Here is a 14,974-nt window from a genome sequence, read left to right as displayed (position 1 = left end):
TGATAGCAGCGATGGGCTAGTGACTCAGGCTGCTGGCGGTCGCCTTGAGCATCTCGATCTGCTGCTGGTCGAGCTCGCCGACCAGCGTCTGCTTGAGCTTGCCCTCGCTATCGAGCAGGTAGCTGGTAGGCAGGCCGCTTGGGCGAGGGAAGGGGAGCCTGGCATCTTCATTGGCAATAAGGAGCGGCACCTTGATGTGATACTGCGCAGCCAGCTTGTCCAGCTCTGCTGGCGTGGTCGGGTCGTAGTTGATGGCCACCACTGTGATCTGGCCTTCTGCCGCCAGCCCGTTGAGGCGCGGCATCTCCCGCAGGCAGGGGGCGCACCAGGGGGCGAAGTAGTTGATCAGCAGCGGCTTGCCGGCAAAGTGGCGCAGGCTGACCGACTGCCCTGTGGCAGCGGTAAATTCGGGGGCGGGTGTGCAGGCGCCCAGCAGGCCAGCCACAATCAGCCAACAAATTCGTTTCAATTCCTTTCCACTGCCGCTTACCCTGACCATCACTTTCCCCTACAATAGCGCCGTTTCTAATCCCATCTTGCGATTAATCAGGGAGTTACCATGAGCGAGACCCAAATCTACCACAATCCGCGCTGCTCCAAGAGTCGCGAAACCTTGGCGCTGCTGGAACAGCACGGGATCGCCCCTGATGTGGTGCTCTATCTGGAGCAGGCCCCGAGCGAAGATGAGATCCGCAACTTGCTCTCTCTGCTCGGTTTTAGCGATCCCCGCCAGTTGATGCGCACCAAGGAAGAGCTCTACAAGGATCTGGGATTGGCCGATGTCAGCGGTGATGCCCTCGTCCGCGCCATGCATCAGCATCCCAAGCTGATCGAGCGTCCCATCGTCATCAAGAACGGTCAGGCCCGTATTGGTCGCCCGCCGGAGCAGGTGCTGGAGATCCTCAAGTGAGCACCCGCTTCGCACGTTGGCTGACTCTGGTCGGCTTCTTCGGCCTGCTGTGCTGGGTCATCCTCTGGCATCTGTGGCTGTCGCCCCATCCGGACCTCAACCCCTGGCTGCTGCCGGTGATCTGGACGGTGCCGCTGCTCTTCCCCCTCAAGGGGATAGTGCAGGGCAACCCCTACACCCACGCCTGGGGCAACTTCGTGTTGATGCCCTATTTCCTCCACGCCCTCACCCTGATCACCACGGATGAGGGGGAGCGGTGGCTGGCGGTGGTGGAGCTGGTCTTCACCACTCTCGCTTTTGTCGGCACCATCTATTACGCCCGACTGCGTGGTCGGGAGCTGGGCTTAAGCATTCGCAAAAAGAAAGACGAAGCCAACTGATGACAAACGCCCCGCAAGGGGCGTGTTTTATGGGGAAGCAGCTCTATCCAGAGGGATCACTGTGCCCCTTGGGCTGCCCGATATTGGGCCAGCTGCTGCTGGCTAAAGTCCATCAGCTGGGGATAGAAGCGCAGAAATCCCGCCTCGCATGTTTGCCACTGCGACTCATCGAGGGTCAGCAGCGCCTCTCCCAGTTGTACCGGGCGGCGCAGTCGGCGACCTATGCCATTTAGCGCTTGCCCCAGCCCCTCCCTGTGGCGGTAGGAGGCGATCCAGTTCTGCTCGGCCATCCGTTTGAGGGGGAGTGGCAGTCCGTCCGGCAGGCGTGGGTGATCCGCCAATAGCTGCTCATAACCGCGTTGCAGGAAGCGGGGCAGGGGCTCGGTGCTGAACAGTCCCCAGTGCAGGCTCAGCCAGTGGTCGTAGATCATATCCACCACTATGCCGCCAAAGCGGCGCCAGGGGGCCTCGAAACAGGCGACGGCCGCCTTGTGCTCGGGGTGGCTGTCGGTGAAAGCGTCAATTTTGCGGTGTAGCCAGATCCCCTCATCGAAGTGGGCGGCAAGACCCGTGGGCATCGTGCCTTTGACGAAATCGCCGAGCAGATTGCCGGTGAGGGAGCTTCGGGTGTGGGCAGCCAGATGGAGATGGGCCAGAAAATTCATCGGTCGCTGTGGGTCTGTTATGGGATGGCAAGGTGCTTCGAGCCTAACGGATCCCGCCCGCCTTGACCATGATCGGGATTTTGCTACTGCCCTGTGGCTGCCTATTGCCGAGCAAAATTCGGGCGTGCTAAGGTGATGCCATCTTTGTCACAGGACGCGACAAACCACCATGATGCGCAAAGCCAGAGGCTTTTTTCTGGCCTTCTACTTCAAGCCTTTCTATCTCTCCGAGTGGTTCGACGAATAGATCGAACCTCTGGAGCAGTTCACTGACGCCCGCTCGGGCGTGATCTCGCTCATCCAGATTTTGCCGCTTTTGGTCATCTTATGCATTCGCCTGCGATGCCTTGTCCGCGCCTGTGCGCTTTTTATGTAATGGAGTACTCATGATGAAGATCAGACTGACCCTCTCAGCCCTGTTTGTTGCCAGCCTGCTGGCCACCCCCGCCATGGCCAAGGAGTGGAAAACCGTGCGCTTCGGGGTGGAGGGGGCCTACCCGCCCTTCTCCTGGACCGATGCGTCGGGCGAGATCAAGGGGTTTGATATCGATCTCGCCAACGCCCTGTGTCAGCAGATGGCGGTCAAGTGCGAGCTGGTGGCGCAGGATTGGGACGGCATGATCCCGGCCCTGCTGTCGCGCAAATACGATGCCATCATCGCCGCCATGTCGATCACCGACGAGCGGCGCCAGAAGGTCGACTTCACCGAGAAATATGCCCATATTCCCAATCGCTTTGTGGCGGCCAAGGGGACCGAGCTGACGCTGACCCCGGAAGGCATGGCGGGCAAGCGCATCGGGGTGCAGCGTGCCACTACCCACGACAAGTACCTGACCGACAATTTTGGCTCGAATGTCACCATAGTCCGCTACGGCAATGCCGATGAGGCCTATCTCGATCTGAAAGCGGGTCGGGTGCTGGCCCTGCTGGCCGATGCCTCTGCCATCGAGCAGGGGCTGCTTGGCAAAGAGGGGGGTGACCAGTTCGATTATGTGGGGCCCGCCCTGACCGATCGCCAGTGGTTTGGTGATGGTATGGGGATCGCCGTGCGCAAGAGCGATAAGGAGCTCAAGGGCAAGCTGGACGAGGCGATCAAGGCACTGCGTGCCAATGGCACCTATCAGCAGATCAACCAGAAGTACTTCAAGTACGATATATATGGTGGTTGACGGGGGGAGGGAGCTTGCTCCCTCTCTTTTCATTGGGCAAGCGACAATCGTGCAAGGAGGATCGCCATGTTGACCCTGATCGAGGGGGCCGAGATCTTCAGCCCCACCCACCTTGGCCAGCAGGATCTGCTGGTGGCTGATGGCCGTATCGTCTGGATGGGCAAGGGGTTGACGGTGCCCACAAACTGGCCGCTGCATCGGGTCGATGGTCGTGGCCGCTATCTGGTGCCCGGGCTGGTGGATCCGCTGGCCCATATTACCGGCGGCGGCGGTGAGGGGGGCTTTGCCTTTCGCACCCCTGAGCTGGCGGCGAGCGAGGCGCTCAGGGCCGGTGTCACTACCCTGGTGGCGGCGCTTGGCACCGACAGCCTGACCCGCACTCCCGCGCAGGTGCTCGGCAAGGTGCGCGAGTTTCGCGCCGCCGGGGTGAGCGCCTTTATGTATAGCGGCTCCTACCATCTGCCGGTCAAGACCCTGACCGGCACGGTGGAGTCGGACATCATCCTGATCCCCGAGGTATTGGGGGTGGGGGAGGTGGCCATCAGCGACCACAGATCCAGTGCGCCGACCCACGACGAGCTGGCCAGGCTTGCCAGCGAGGCGCGGGTGGCCGGGCTGCTTGCGGGCAAGAGCGGGGTCAGCTTCTTCCATGTCGGGGATGGCAAGGGGGCATTGGCCCCCCTAAGGGCTCTTCGCGATGAGACCGATATTCCGCTGCGCCAGCTCTATCCCACTCACTGCAACCGCAACCCCTGGCTCTTTGCCGAGGCCATCGAGTGGGGCAAGGCGGGAGGTTGGGTCGACCTCACCACCTCGAGCTTTCCCGATCTGCTGGAGGATGGCGAGCGGCTTGCCGCCGATGCGTTTCTCGAGCTGCTGGCTGCCAACGTGCCTGCCGATCGCATCACCTTCAGCTCGGATGCCAACGCCAGCCTGCCGCGCTTTGATGGCGAAGGGCGGCTAATCGAGATGCGCTGCGGCCAGATTGCCAGCCTGTGGCAGCAGTGCGTGCGCGCGACCCGGCTCGGTGTCTCGCTGGAGAGGGCGTTGGCCGTGGTGACGAGCAATCCGGCGCAGGCGCTGGGGCTTGGCAGCAAGGGGCGTATCGGGGTCGGGCAGGATGCGGATCTGCTGCTGGTGCACGACCGGACGTTTGCTATCGAACGGGTGATGAGTGGCGGCCAATGGCGCGAATAAGGCTGCGGGCAATATCGCAGCCAGTGCGAGTGCGTGGTTGCTCCAAACAGCCAAAGCCCGACAACAAGGTCGGGCTTTTTTATCTTCAATGTGGGAATCAGGCTTAGAGCGCCAGAAACCCGAGGATCAGGATGGGGCCGAGCAGGCTCAGGATAAAGCCGGAGACAATGGCCACCGGCACGACGGTGATGCCGCCTGACTTCTGGATGACCGGCAGGGTGAAGTCGAGGGCGGTGGCGCCGCCGTAACCGATGGCCGCCGAGGGGTGGCGTCGCATCAGGACCGGGATGATCAGAATGGCGATAAGCTCGCGCCCAAGATCGTTGATAAAGGCAGCAGAACCGAGCACCGGCCCCAGTTTGTCGGCCACCAGAATGCCGGAGAGCGAATACCAGCCGAAGCTCGAGCTCATCGCCAGACCATGGGCAAAGGGCATCCCCAGCAATTGGGCCGCCAGCAGGCTGCCAAGCCAGCTGCTGAGGATGACGGTGGCGGCTATCTTCATCCCCCAGGGGTTGAGCAGGATCTGGCGCAGCCGCATGCCGGAGTTGCGCATCTGCACCCCGATGAGAAACAGCAGCAGCATCAGGGCCCACTCGCTCCACTTGTCGATGGGCAGTGCGCGCAGATCCACCAGCAGCCCGAGCAGCACGCCGCCGAGCACCACAAAGCAGAGCTGCAGGGATTCCCACAACAGGTGCAGCTTGCTCGGCATCTTTGCATCGCTCGCCTCATGGGTCGGCGGTGTGCGCTTGTCGAGCCACCAGAGGGCCAGCAGGTTGCAGAGCGTGATCGCGGTCAGCATCACCCCGGCGACCTTGAAGATCACCGCCAGATTGCTGCCCAGGTTCTCCACATAGGCAAGCCCGAGCCCCATCAGAAACAGAATGAGGTAGACCATCTTGCCCAGACTCTGGTTGACCAGCTTGATCAGCCGGGCAGAGGAGAGGGGAATCAGATAGCCGATTGCCAGTGGCAACAGGATCAGCAACACATTGAGCAGCATCGAGGCCTCGATCACAAAAACTGATAAAAACACCACCTTATCATTACTTATTGGCTCTGTGTCACATATCTATCGCTTTCATGGCCGAAAACAGCCCTTTTGGGGGCAGATTGTTACTTTTTTGCCACAACCTCTCTGTTTGATAAGGTTCTGTGCGAGCCCGAGTGCACCAATGAAATCAAGTTGATCCAATCGGGGGGCCGATATTTCGCTCGGCAAGGGGGTGCATAAAGCCATTTTGGTGCCGGTTTGGCACACATCACGCTTTTCTCTTGCCACTGATATGATTGGGGTATAAAAAGGCGGTATCGGAATAGCCATTGAAACGGCTGTTTATGCAAACAAAGTGCTGAAAAATACGCAAAGAGCGAATAAAAATAGAGCGAAATCCCTGAAGACCCTCGTTCTGTATTGTTTTTTCACTATCCGGGTGATATTTTCGCTGAAGGTTGCCATCGGTTAACTTTTTGTTAAATGGACGATGGCTGAGTCACGCCCCCTGCGGCGTCTAGGGACAGACAAGGTTGTAATGGATGAGCGACGTTGCCGCACTGGAAGTACGTGATCTGCACAAATATTTTGGCACCCACGAAGTGCTCAAGGGCATCGACATGACCGCCCACAAGGGGGATGTGATCTCCCTTATCGGCTCCTCCGGCTCGGGGAAGTCGACCTTTCTTCGCTGTATCAATCTGCTCGAAACCCCCTCATCCGGCACCGTCTCGCTCCATGGCGAGTTGATCCGGATGAAAACCAGCCGCGCCGGCGAGCGGTTGCCCGAGGATATGCGTCAGGTGGAGCGGATCCGCAGCCGACTGGCCATGGTGTTTCAAAGTTTCAATCTCTGGTCACACATGACCATCATGCAGAACATCATCGAAGTGCCGATCCAGGTGCTCAAGGTGCCTCGCGCCGAAGCACTGGCCAAGGCGGAGCAACTGCTCAACCGGGTTGGACTCTGGGAGCGGCGTGACTACTATCCCGGCCACCTCTCCGGTGGTCAGCAGCAGCGGGCCGCCATTGCCCGTGCGCTGGCGGTAGAGCCCGAGGTGATGCTGTTCGATGAACCCACCTCGGCGCTGGATCCCGAGCTGGTGGGAGAGGTGCTCGGCCTGATGCGCGAGCTGGCTGAAGAGGGGCGCACCATGCTGGTGGTGACCCACGAGATGTCGTTTGCCCGGGATGTATCGAACAAGGTGATGTTTCTGCATCAGGGGCGGGTGGAAGAGGAGGGCAACCCCAAGGAGATTTTCGCCCATCCCAAATCCGAGCGGTTCAAGCAATTCATCTCATCCATCTACTGATGGCGGGATGCCTGGTTACCCAATCAACTGTTTTATCAAGGAGAGATACATGAACAAGCTGATGCTGGCGACAGCCGTAGTTACTGCCCTCGCGTCCGGTAGCCTGATGGCCAAGGAGTGGAAAGAGGTCCGGATCGGTGTTGAGGGTGCCTATCCCCCCTTCTCCTGGACCGAGCCCAGTGGCGAGGTGAAAGGCTTTGATATCGACATCGCCAACGCCCTGTGCGAAGAGATGAAAGTGAAGTGCACCCTGGTCAAGCAGGACTGGGACGGCATCATTCCGGCGCTGCTGTCACGCAAGTTTGACGCCATCATCGCCACCATGGACATCACAGAAGAGCGCAAGAAGAAGGTGGACTTCACCCAGAAGTACCAGCACATTCCGGCCCGCTTTGCCGCCAAGAAGGGCACTGATGTGCAGCTCGACAAAGCCTTTATGGAAGGCAAGTCCGTCGCGGTGCAGCGTGCGACCTCCATGGATACCTTTATTACCGACAACTTCCCCAATGCCACCATCAAGCGTTACGGCACCGCCGATGAAGCCTATCTCGATCTGAAATCCGGTCGTGTGGACTATGTGCTGGCCGACTCTGCCGCCATCACCGACGGTCTGCTGAAGAAAGAGGGCGGTGATGCCTTTGAATTCGTCGGCCCGAAACTGACCGATCCTAAGTGGTTTGGCGAGGGTGCCGGTATTGCGGTGCGCAAGGCTGACAAGGATCTGAAAGAGAAATTCAACGCCGCCATTCTGGCGCTGCGTGCCAACGGCAAGTACAAGGAAATCAACGACAAGTACTTCGAGTTCGACGTATACGGCGAGTAAAAAACCGGAGCCGTGTTCGGTGAGTCATTCGCCACATAGATAGCGAATAACAGGCCGACCGGCTCACCTCGTCAGTCGTCATCGGGCCCGTTCTCTCCGCGTGGAGTGATGGGCCCTATTAATTGCAATGGAGCTGCATCTGACCGTGTTAAGGATGTGGGTTCTCTTGTTGTTCAGAGGCATCAGCCCACTCGATAAGTTGCAATGGAGCTGCATATGTTTGATTTGAAAGGATACGAAGCCTCGCTGCTGGAGGGCGCCTGGGTCACCCTGGAAGTGGCGCTGGCCTCCCTGCTGCTGGCGTTGCTGCTGGGGATGCTGGGGGCGCTGGCCAAACTCTCTCCCTACAAGTGGGCCCGGGCCATCGCCACCGGCTACACCACCATTATTCGCGGTATCCCCGATCTGGTGCTGATGATGCTGCTCTTCTTTGGCGGCCAGGTGCTGATCAACGGCATCTGCACCTGGGTCAACGAGACTTACAACAGCTGGTTGCTGGAGAGTAATCCCAATCAGGAGTGGGTCTCCCTGCTGCCGGACTATATCGACATCAGCCCCTTTGTGGCCGGTGTCGCGACCATCGGTTTTATCTTCGGCGCCTACATGACCGAGACCTTTCGCGGCGCCATTCTGGCTGTGGACAAAGGCGAGCTGGAGGCCGCACGCGCCTTTGGCATGCGTGCAACCCAGGTGTTTGTGCGGATCCTCTTCCCCCAGATGATGCGCCACGCTCTGCCCGGGTTTGGCAACAACTGGCTGGTACTGCTGAAAACCACCGCGCTGGTCTCCATTATCGGCCTCGATGACATGGTGCGCAAAGCCTCGCTGGCAGCGGGCTCGACCCAGCAACCCTTCACCTTCTACATGGCGGTGGCGCTGATCTTCCTGATCTTCACCGCAGTCTCCACCTCGGCGCTCAAGTGGGCCGAGCGTCACTATGCCATCAAGACGAGGTAAGCCATGGATTTCTCAATCATTCTCAAAGAGTGGCCCACCTACTGGGAGGGGCTCTATACCACCGTCTGGCTGGTGGCCCTCTCTCTGATCCTTGGGTTGATGCTGGCGGTGCCCATGGGCATCCTGCGCAACAGCCGCAACTGGCTGATCAAGGGGCCAATCTGGGCCTATATCTACTTCTTTCGCGGTACCCCGCTGCTGGTGCAGCTCTTTATCATCTACTACGGTGCCGCCCAGTGGGAGTGGCTGAAGAACAGTGCCGCCTGGTCGCTCTTCTCCGAAGCCTGGTTCTGTGCGCTGCTGGCTTTCACCCTCAATACCGCCGCCTATACCGCCGAGATCGTGCGCGGAGCGGTGCACAATATGCCGCGCGGCCAGATTGAGGCAGCCAACGCCTTTGGCATGACCCGCTGGCAGACCCTGACCCGGATCATTTTGCCCAACTCGTTTCGTCGGGCACTGCCGGCTTACAGCAACGAGGTGATTTTCATGCTGCAGGGCTCGGCGGTGGCGGGCATCATCACCATCGTCGATCTGACCGGCGCGGCGCGGATCATCAACTCTCGCTACTACAGTCCGTTCGAGGCGTTTTTGACCGCAGGGCTGCTCTATATGCTGCTCACCTTTGTCATCGTCTGGCTGTTCAAGAAGTGGGAAGCGCGCTGGCACGCCCATCTGCGCCCGCGCAATGTGTAAGGTGTGATCTGCCAAGATGAGCGAAAATGACCCCGCCTGTTGCAGGCGGGGTCATTTTTCATCTTCATCCTCTGCCCGCCCGGTTTGCCAAATGGCGGCCGAGCAGGGAGAATGCAGCACTCCCGAGCGCCGCCAGTCGTTGGCTGCATGCCTTATTCCCCAGTTCCCGAGGTTTTATGTACCGGATATTGTTTGAGCATCCCGCTTTCCTGGTTATCGACAAGCAGCCCGGTATCGGCATGCACGACGAGAAGGGTGACGGTGAGTCGGTCAATTCGGGGCTGGTCAATCGCGTGAAGGCCGATACCGGGCTCACTCTCTATCCGGTACACCGGCTCGACAAGATGACCTCCGGCTTGGTGCTGCTGGCTCGCACCACAGAGGCGAACCGTGAGCTGAGCATGGCTTTTGCGGCCCGCGAGGTGAGCAAACAGTATCTGGCGCTCTCCGATCGCAAACCGAAGAAGAAGCAGGGTTGGGTGAAAGGGGATATGCAAAAGGGGCGTGGCGGCAGCTGGCTGCTGGCGCGCACGCTGGATAATCCTGCCATCAGCTGGTTCGATTCGGTGTCGGTGCGCGAGGGGCTGCGGCTCTATCGCGTCAAGCCCCAGACCGGCAAAACCCACCAGATCCGGGTTGCCCTCAAAAGTATCGGTGCCCCCATTCTCGGGGATGAGCGCTATGGCGGCACGCCAGCCGATCGCGGCTATCTGCACGCCTGGCGACTGAGTTTTACCCTGGCGGGCGAGCCGTTCGATTTTGTCTGCCCGCCCGATGTGGGGAGTGAATTTGTCACTCCCACGCTCACGGCAGCCATCGCAGCCCTTGCGCCCTGATGCTTATGCGCCCAGCGCCTGACGCCATTATCCATTCAGCGAAAGAGCGTGATCCTGACGGACGTGCGCCGCGCTGGATCCTGGCCGACTTTGACGACACCCTGGCCCCCGGCGACAGCCACGCCGGTCTGCTGCGCTATATCCTGCGCCGCCGGATCTGGCCGCTGCTGCTGTTGCCGGTGATTGCGCTGGGCGGGGTGGTCTATTTGCTGCCCAGCCAGCGGCGGCGCGGTATCTCCCTGATCTGGTGGGCCATCTCGTTGGGGCTTTCTCCTTTGGAGTGGCGCAAGCTGGTGCGCGTCTATTGCCGCACCAGGCCGGGGCTGTTTCGTCAGGCTCGCGATCTGCTGCAAAGCGAGGGGGCGCGCTGCTGGGTGATCTCCGCCAGTCCCTGCGCACTGGTGCGTGCCCAGCTCCATCAGCAACTGCCCGGCCAGTTGCCCCACCGGATCATTGGCTCGCAGATGCATTACCGTTTTGGCGGTCTGATGCCGCGCTTCTATTGCCACGGCCAGCACAAGCTGTTGCCTGAAATCTGCGCCCTCGATGTCGAGCTGGCGCTTAGCGACAGCCTGCACGATCTGCCGCTGCTGGGGTTGGGGGAAGAGGCGTGGTTGATCAATCCGACGCCCACGCGACTGCAAAAAGCCCGGGCCCGCTTGCCCCATCTGATAGTCAAAAACTGGCAACTGTAATGCAAAGCTGACAGCCATGCGGGTCGTCACACTTTGATCCGCAGGGCTGCGGCTTGAATGTCACAATCCATTTACATCTTTTGCTACCAGCTGCGAAAAACTATCTGCATCTCGCCTCTTCTCTTCCTGCTACGCCCTGCCTCTAATGAAACAAGTTGTTAACACTTGCTGCGCCACTGGGTGCTGCAATCCGTTTTAACCTAATCAAGAGCAAGGAGCGCCCGATGAATGCCACCTCTTCCGCCACTCACACCATCAATCCGTTAGGCACAGATGGCTTCGAGTTCGTCGAGTACACGGCCCCCGATGCCAAAGGGATTGCTGCCCTCAAGAGCCTGTTCGTTTCGCTGGGGTTTGCCGAGGTCGCCAGGCACAAACACAAGCAGTGCTGGCTCTACCGACAGGGGGATATCAACTTCGTGGTCAATGCCGAGCCTCACTCCCAGGCGGAGCAGTTTGCCAGCCTGCACGGGCCAAGTGTCTGCGGCATGGCGTTTCGGGTGAGCGATGCGGGCAAGGCCCAGCAGTTCGCCATTACCAAGGGGGCCAAGCCCTTTGTCGGCAAGATTGGCCCGATGGAGCTCAACATTCCCGCTATTTACGGTATCGGCGAGAGCACTCTCTCCTTTGTCGACCGCTACGGCGACAAGGGCTCCATCTATGACGTGGACTTTGTCTTCTACCCCGACTGGCAGGCCCGGATGGCCGAGGTGGATGCCGGTCTTATCGAGATCGATCACCTGACCCACAACGTCCATCGCGGCAATATGGATGTCTGGTCCAATTTCTATGAGCGGATCGGCAACTTCCGTGAAATTCGCTACTTCGATATCGAGGGCAAGCTGACCGGGTTGCATTCGCGTGCCATGACCGCCCCCTGCGGCAAGATCCGCATCCCCATCAACGAGTCGGCGGATGACAAGTCCCAGATTGAGGAGTACCTGCGCCAGTACAAGGGGGAGGGGATCCAGCACATCGCCATGGCCTCCAGCGATATCTACCAGACCATCCGTACCCTGCGCAGCCGCGGTACCGGCTTTATGCCGACGCCCGATACCTACTATGAGCAGGTGAACAGCCGGGTCGAGGGGCATCAGGAGGATCTGGCGGCCCTCAAAGAGCTGCGCATCCTCATCGACGGCTCCCCCACCAAGGATGGCATCCTGCTGCAGATCTTCACCGATACCGTGATTGGCCCGGTTTTCTTCGAGATCATCCAGCGCAAGGGCAACGAAGGGTTTGGTGAGGGCAATTTCAAGGCGCTGTTTGAATCGATCGAGCTGGACCAGATCCGCCGTGGCGTGCTGGATGGCGCCGAGGATGAGAAGGGTGCCCGCAAAGAGGGAGCGAGCGATGCGTAACTGGATTAGCTTCCCCCATCGGGAGGGGACCCACTCCCGGCAGGCCCATGCCGACCTGCCGGAGCAGGCCATCTATGAGCGCGAGCTGGGGCGAAGCGGCTTTTTCGGCCCTGCCACCCACATGCACCACAAGCATGCCCCCACCGACTGGAGCAGTTGGGAGGGGCCGCTGCGGCCACGGCTGTTTGACCTCAATGCCCTGCAAGAGGAGGTGAGTTCCCTCTCCCCCTGGGTGGCCCCCGATATTCTCAGCAACCCCCACTGTCGCTACCGTATCTGGCGGCTCTCCGAGGCGATGCCGTTTCTGGTGCGCAATGCCGACGGTGACGAGCTGCTCTTTATCCACGAGGGGGGCGGCGAGTTCTTCTGCGACTACGGCCACCTGACTTTGCGTGATGGCGACTATGTGGTGATCCCCCGCGGTACCATGTGGCGCATCGAGCCGACGGCGCCCATGTTCATCCTGATGATCGAGGCGACCAACGACAGCTACCAGCTGCCGGACAAGGGGCTGGTGGGCAATCACGCCATCTTCGACCCGGCGGCGCTCGATGTGCCCGCCATCAACGAGCGCTTTTTGGCCCAGCAGGATGAGAACCCCTGGTCGCTGCAGGTGAAGCGCCACGACGAGATTAGCGTCATCACCTGGCCCTTCAACCCGCTGGATGCACAAGGGTGGCACGGGGATTTGTGCGTGGTGCGCCTCAACTGGCGGGATATCCGCCCGCTGATGAGCCACCGTTACCATCTGCCGCCGTCGGCCCACTCCACCTTTGTGGCGAGCCGCTTCGTGATTTGTACCTTCGTACCGCGCCCCATCGAGAGCGACCCCGGCGCCCTCAAGGTGCCCTTCTATCACAGCAATGACGATTACGATGAAGTGCTCTTTTACCACGCCGGGGACTTCTTCAGCCGGGACAATATCGAGCGGGGCATGGTCACCTTCCACCCCGCCGGTTTTACCCACGGCCCCCATCCCAAGGCGTTTGCGGCGGGGCAGGTCTATGCCAAGAAGTTCACCGACGAGGTGGCGGTGATGCTCGATACCCGCGATGCGCTGAACGTCGGCAGCCTGTGCGAAGGGATCGAGAACACCCGGTATGTCTCCAGCTGGCAGCGCCCGGACGCGGCTGCCGACAAATAAGGAATCGCTTATGAAATTGGCAACATTGAACAATGGCAAGCGCGATGGCGCGTTGGTGGTGGTGAGCCGGGATCTGACCCGGGCGGTGCGGGTGAGCGAGATTGCCCCCACCTTGCAGGCAGCTCTCGACGAGTGGGCAGAGGTTGCCCCCAGGCTTGAGGCTGTCTATCAGCAACTTAACGAGGGCCGTGCGGCCGAGGTGTTCCCCTTTGACGAAGCGTCTTGCCTCTCTCCCTTGCCGCGGGCCTACCAGTGGGCCGATGGCAGCGCCTACGTCAACCACGTGGAGCTGGTGCGCAAGGCGCGCGGCGCCGAGATGCCCGAGAGCTTCTGGCACGATCCGCTGATGTATCAGGGGGGCTCCGACAGCTTCCTCGCCCCCCGTGGCCCCATCGTGATGGGCTCGGAAGAGTGGGGGATCGATTTCGAGTCGGAAGTGGCCATCATCACCGACGACGTGCCGATGGGGGTGAACCCGCAGGGTGCCGCCAGCCACGTCAAATTGCTGATGCTGGTCAACGACGTGAGCCTGCGCAACCTCATTCCGGGGGAGCTGGCCAAGGGCTTTGGTTTCTTCCAGTCCAAGCCGTCGAGCGCCTTCTCGCCGCTGGCCATCACCCCTGACGAACTGGGGAATGACTGGCGCGATGGCAAGGTGCTGCTGCCCCTGCGCACCCATCTGAATGGCGCCCTGTTTGGCGCACCGGATGCGGGGGTGGACATGACCTTCAGCTTCTTCGAGCTGATTGCCCACGCCGCCAAGACAAGACCGCTCGGGGCGGGCTGCATCATCGGCTCCGGCACCGTCTCCAATTACGATCGCAGCGCCGGTTCATCCTGCATCGCCGAGCGCCGCATGCTGGAAATTCTTGATTGTGATCAAGCTACAACCTCCTATTTGCAGTTTGGTGATAGAGTGTCGATCGCGATGGAAGATCGCTCTGGCCAAAACCTGTTTGGCACCATCTCTCAACAAGTGGTGCCTGCGAGCGGTCAGGGAGGTTGATGGCCAGCGCCGGTTGGCGGCAACGATATCCCGATTTTTCTGGATAACGACAAGCCGTCAACCGGTGCCGGATACACAAGGAGGCAGGTGGCGAGCACCTGCCGGGCTTCGGGCCCAGATAAGATGCAGGGACAGATTATGTTGCAGTTGTTTGGCTATTGGCGTTCGTCGGCAAGTTTTCGGGTTCGGATCGTGTTGCAGCTCAAGGGGCTCGCCTACGAGCAGCATCCCATCAATTTGCGGCAAGGCGAGCAGAGCGAGAAGGCCTATCGCCGGATCAACCCGCAAGGGTTGGTGCCGTTTCTGGTGGATGGCGATGTGCAGATCGGTCAGTCGGTCGCCATCATGGAGTACCTTGACGAGACCTATCCTGCCTATTCTCTGATGCCCTCTTCCCCCGACGCGCGGGCCCGAGTGCGCCAGATCGTCAACATGATCGCCTGTGATATTCACCCGCTCAACAATCTGCGGGTGCTCAACTATCTGGAAGAGCACTTCAGGGCCAACAACGAGCAGGAGGCTCGCTGGTATCGCCACTGGATTGACGAGACCTTCACCGCCCTCGAACAGCTGTTGATGACCACCGCCGGTGTCTACTGCGTCGGCAATGAAGTGACCCTGGCCGACTGCATGCTGGTGCCACAGGTCTACAACGCCCGCCGCTACGACATGACCCTGGACGATTACCCCACTATCCGCCGCATCGTCGCCAACTGCGAACAGTTGCAAGCCTTTATCAAGGCCGCCCCCGCCAACCAGCCGGATGCGCAGTGACCTACTGACTTGAATCGCGGGATGGCGTCAGCACGCCATCCCGCGCGTTAT

Annotated in this window: 17 protein-coding genes; 14 read left to right on the top strand and 3 right to left on the bottom strand. The window is 60.2% G+C overall.

Annotated elements, in window-relative coordinates:
• Nucleotides 1-16 precede the first annotated feature (16 nt).
• The gene (locus tag ACTG1K_RS15600) at nucleotides 17-499 is read right to left on the bottom strand and encodes a TlpA family protein disulfide reductase (protein WP_440005960.1); all 483 of its coding nucleotides are present in this window, start codon (nucleotides 497-499) and stop codon (nucleotides 17-19) included.
• A gap of 60 nt (nucleotides 500-559) precedes the next feature.
• Here ACTG1K_RS15600 and arsC point away from each other — a divergent pair, with 60 nt between their 5' ends.
• Nucleotides 560-910, top strand: a complete 351-nt coding sequence (arsC, locus tag ACTG1K_RS15595; RefSeq protein WP_005361425.1) for an arsenate reductase (glutaredoxin) — start codon at nucleotides 560-562, stop codon at nucleotides 908-910.
• Nucleotides 907-1,290 carry a DUF2069 domain-containing protein gene (locus ACTG1K_RS15590; RefSeq protein ID WP_005352922.1) on the top strand — a complete coding sequence of 128 codons (384 nt, stop codon included), beginning with the start codon at nucleotides 907-909 and terminating at the stop codon, nucleotides 1,288-1,290. The genes arsC and ACTG1K_RS15590 overlap by 4 nt, the downstream gene beginning before the upstream one ends.
• A 56-nt stretch (nucleotides 1,291-1,346) precedes the next feature.
• Here ACTG1K_RS15590 and ACTG1K_RS15585 read toward each other — a convergent pair whose 3' ends face one another.
• A complete protein-coding gene (locus ACTG1K_RS15585) occupies nucleotides 1,347-1,955 on the bottom strand; it encodes an ACP phosphodiesterase (protein ID WP_440005957.1) in 609 nt (202 codons plus the stop codon).
• Between the two features lie 386 nt (nucleotides 1,956-2,341).
• Here ACTG1K_RS15585 and ACTG1K_RS15580 point away from each other — a divergent pair, with 386 nt between their 5' ends.
• Nucleotides 2,342-3,124 carry an ABC transporter substrate-binding protein gene (locus ACTG1K_RS15580; RefSeq protein WP_440005955.1) on the top strand — a complete coding sequence of 261 codons (783 nt, stop codon included), beginning with the start codon at nucleotides 2,342-2,344 and terminating at the stop codon, nucleotides 3,122-3,124.
• Between the two features lie 66 nt (nucleotides 3,125-3,190).
• Nucleotides 3,191-4,321 (top strand): beta-aspartyl-peptidase, encoded by a 1,131-nt coding sequence (gene iadA, locus ACTG1K_RS15575; protein WP_440005953.1) that lies wholly within the window; start codon nucleotides 3,191-3,193, stop codon nucleotides 4,319-4,321.
• 103 nt (nucleotides 4,322-4,424) lie between these two features.
• Here the strand turns inward: iadA and ACTG1K_RS15570 are convergent, their stop codons facing one another.
• On the bottom strand, nucleotides 4,425-5,327 hold the full coding sequence (locus ACTG1K_RS15570; protein WP_440005951.1) for a lysine exporter LysO family protein: 903 nt from the start codon (nucleotides 5,325-5,327) through the stop codon (nucleotides 4,425-4,427).
• A 533-nt stretch (nucleotides 5,328-5,860) separates the two neighbouring features.
• Between ACTG1K_RS15570 and ACTG1K_RS15565 the strand changes: the two genes are divergently transcribed.
• From ACTG1K_RS15565 to maiA, 10 genes are all read left to right on the top strand, one after another.
• A complete protein-coding gene (locus tag ACTG1K_RS15565; protein ID WP_005337310.1) occupies nucleotides 5,861-6,631 on the top strand; it encodes an ABC transporter ATP-binding protein in 771 nt (256 codons plus the stop codon).
• A gap of 49 nt (nucleotides 6,632-6,680) precedes the next feature.
• Nucleotides 6,681-7,454 (top strand): ABC transporter substrate-binding protein, encoded by a 774-nt coding sequence (locus ACTG1K_RS15560; protein WP_005337307.1) that lies wholly within the window; start codon nucleotides 6,681-6,683, stop codon nucleotides 7,452-7,454.
• 216 nt (nucleotides 7,455-7,670) lie between these two features.
• Nucleotides 7,671-8,411, top strand: a complete 741-nt coding sequence (locus ACTG1K_RS15555) for an ABC transporter permease (protein ID WP_005352911.1) — start codon at nucleotides 7,671-7,673, stop codon at nucleotides 8,409-8,411.
• A 3-nt stretch (nucleotides 8,412-8,414) separates the two neighbouring features.
• Nucleotides 8,415-9,107: an ABC transporter permease gene (locus ACTG1K_RS15550; RefSeq protein WP_005337302.1), complete on the top strand. Its 693-nt coding sequence runs from the start codon at nucleotides 8,415-8,417 to the stop codon at nucleotides 9,105-9,107.
• A 176-nt stretch (nucleotides 9,108-9,283) separates the two neighbouring features.
• Complete coding sequence (locus tag ACTG1K_RS15545; RefSeq protein ID WP_440005949.1) at nucleotides 9,284-9,943, top strand: TIGR01621 family pseudouridine synthase; 660 nt, start codon at nucleotides 9,284-9,286, stop codon at nucleotides 9,941-9,943.
• Nucleotides 9,943-10,638: an HAD family hydrolase gene (locus ACTG1K_RS15540; RefSeq protein WP_440005947.1), complete on the top strand. Its 696-nt coding sequence runs from the start codon at nucleotides 9,943-9,945 to the stop codon at nucleotides 10,636-10,638. The genes ACTG1K_RS15545 and ACTG1K_RS15540 overlap by 1 nt, the downstream gene beginning before the upstream one ends.
• Nucleotides 10,639-10,862: 224 nt before the next feature.
• Nucleotides 10,863-11,999 carry a 4-hydroxyphenylpyruvate dioxygenase gene (hppD, locus tag ACTG1K_RS15535; RefSeq protein WP_440005945.1) on the top strand — a complete coding sequence of 379 codons (1,137 nt, stop codon included), beginning with the start codon at nucleotides 10,863-10,865 and terminating at the stop codon, nucleotides 11,997-11,999.
• Entirely contained in the window at nucleotides 11,992-13,143 is a 1,152-nt protein-coding gene (locus tag ACTG1K_RS15530; RefSeq protein WP_440005943.1) for a homogentisate 1,2-dioxygenase, read from the top strand. Before hppD ends, ACTG1K_RS15530 begins: the two co-directional genes overlap by 8 nt.
• A gap of 10 nt (nucleotides 13,144-13,153) precedes the next feature.
• Nucleotides 13,154-14,149, top strand: coding sequence for a fumarylacetoacetate hydrolase family protein (locus tag ACTG1K_RS15525; RefSeq protein ID WP_440005941.1), 996 nt, complete (start codon nucleotides 13,154-13,156; stop codon nucleotides 14,147-14,149).
• Nucleotides 14,150-14,287: 138 nt separating this feature from the next.
• Nucleotides 14,288-14,923, top strand: a complete 636-nt coding sequence (gene maiA, locus ACTG1K_RS15520; RefSeq protein WP_005361400.1) for a maleylacetoacetate isomerase — start codon at nucleotides 14,288-14,290, stop codon at nucleotides 14,921-14,923.
• The last annotated feature ends 51 nt before the right edge of the window (nucleotides 14,924-14,974 follow it).

The organism is Aeromonas sp. 102P, from assembly GCF_051920345.1.
Classification (GTDB): domain Bacteria; phylum Pseudomonadota; class Gammaproteobacteria; order Enterobacterales; family Aeromonadaceae; genus Aeromonas; species Aeromonas veronii.
The sequence above is the reverse complement of the archived record's forward strand: the minus strand, read 5'-3'. Positions and strand labels throughout refer to the sequence as shown.

Excerpts from the sequence above, each read along its gene's own strand:
- ACTG1K_RS15600 (WP_440005960.1), bottom strand. The coding sequence starts at position 499 with ATGGTCAGGGTAAGCGGCAGTGGAAAGGAATTGAAACGAATTTGTTGG.
- arsC (WP_005361425.1), top strand. The coding sequence starts at position 560 with ATGAGCGAGACCCAAATCTACCACAATCCGCGCTGCTCCAAGAGTCGC.
- ACTG1K_RS15585 (WP_440005957.1), bottom strand. The coding sequence starts at position 1,955 with ATGAATTTTCTGGCCCATCTCCATCTGGCTGCCCACACCCGAAGCTCC.
- ACTG1K_RS15580 (WP_440005955.1), top strand. The coding sequence starts at position 2,342 with ATGATGAAGATCAGACTGACCCTCTCAGCCCTGTTTGTTGCCAGCCTG.
- iadA (WP_440005953.1), top strand. The coding sequence starts at position 3,191 with ATGTTGACCCTGATCGAGGGGGCCGAGATCTTCAGCCCCACCCACCTT.
- ACTG1K_RS15570 (WP_440005951.1), bottom strand. The coding sequence starts at position 5,327 with ATGCTGCTCAATGTGTTGCTGATCCTGTTGCCACTGGCAATCGGCTAT.
- ACTG1K_RS15565 (WP_005337310.1), top strand. The coding sequence starts at position 5,861 with ATGAGCGACGTTGCCGCACTGGAAGTACGTGATCTGCACAAATATTTT.
- ACTG1K_RS15560 (WP_005337307.1), top strand. The coding sequence starts at position 6,681 with ATGAACAAGCTGATGCTGGCGACAGCCGTAGTTACTGCCCTCGCGTCC.
- ACTG1K_RS15555 (WP_005352911.1), top strand. The coding sequence starts at position 7,671 with ATGTTTGATTTGAAAGGATACGAAGCCTCGCTGCTGGAGGGCGCCTGG.
- ACTG1K_RS15550 (WP_005337302.1), top strand. The coding sequence starts at position 8,415 with ATGGATTTCTCAATCATTCTCAAAGAGTGGCCCACCTACTGGGAGGGG.
- ACTG1K_RS15545 (WP_440005949.1), top strand. The coding sequence starts at position 9,284 with ATGTACCGGATATTGTTTGAGCATCCCGCTTTCCTGGTTATCGACAAG.
- ACTG1K_RS15540 (WP_440005947.1), top strand. The coding sequence starts at position 9,943 with ATGCTTATGCGCCCAGCGCCTGACGCCATTATCCATTCAGCGAAAGAG.
- hppD (WP_440005945.1), top strand. The coding sequence starts at position 10,863 with ATGAATGCCACCTCTTCCGCCACTCACACCATCAATCCGTTAGGCACA.
- ACTG1K_RS15530 (WP_440005943.1), top strand. The coding sequence starts at position 11,992 with ATGCGTAACTGGATTAGCTTCCCCCATCGGGAGGGGACCCACTCCCGG.
- ACTG1K_RS15525 (WP_440005941.1), top strand. The coding sequence starts at position 13,154 with ATGAAATTGGCAACATTGAACAATGGCAAGCGCGATGGCGCGTTGGTG.
- maiA (WP_005361400.1), top strand. The coding sequence starts at position 14,288 with ATGTTGCAGTTGTTTGGCTATTGGCGTTCGTCGGCAAGTTTTCGGGTT.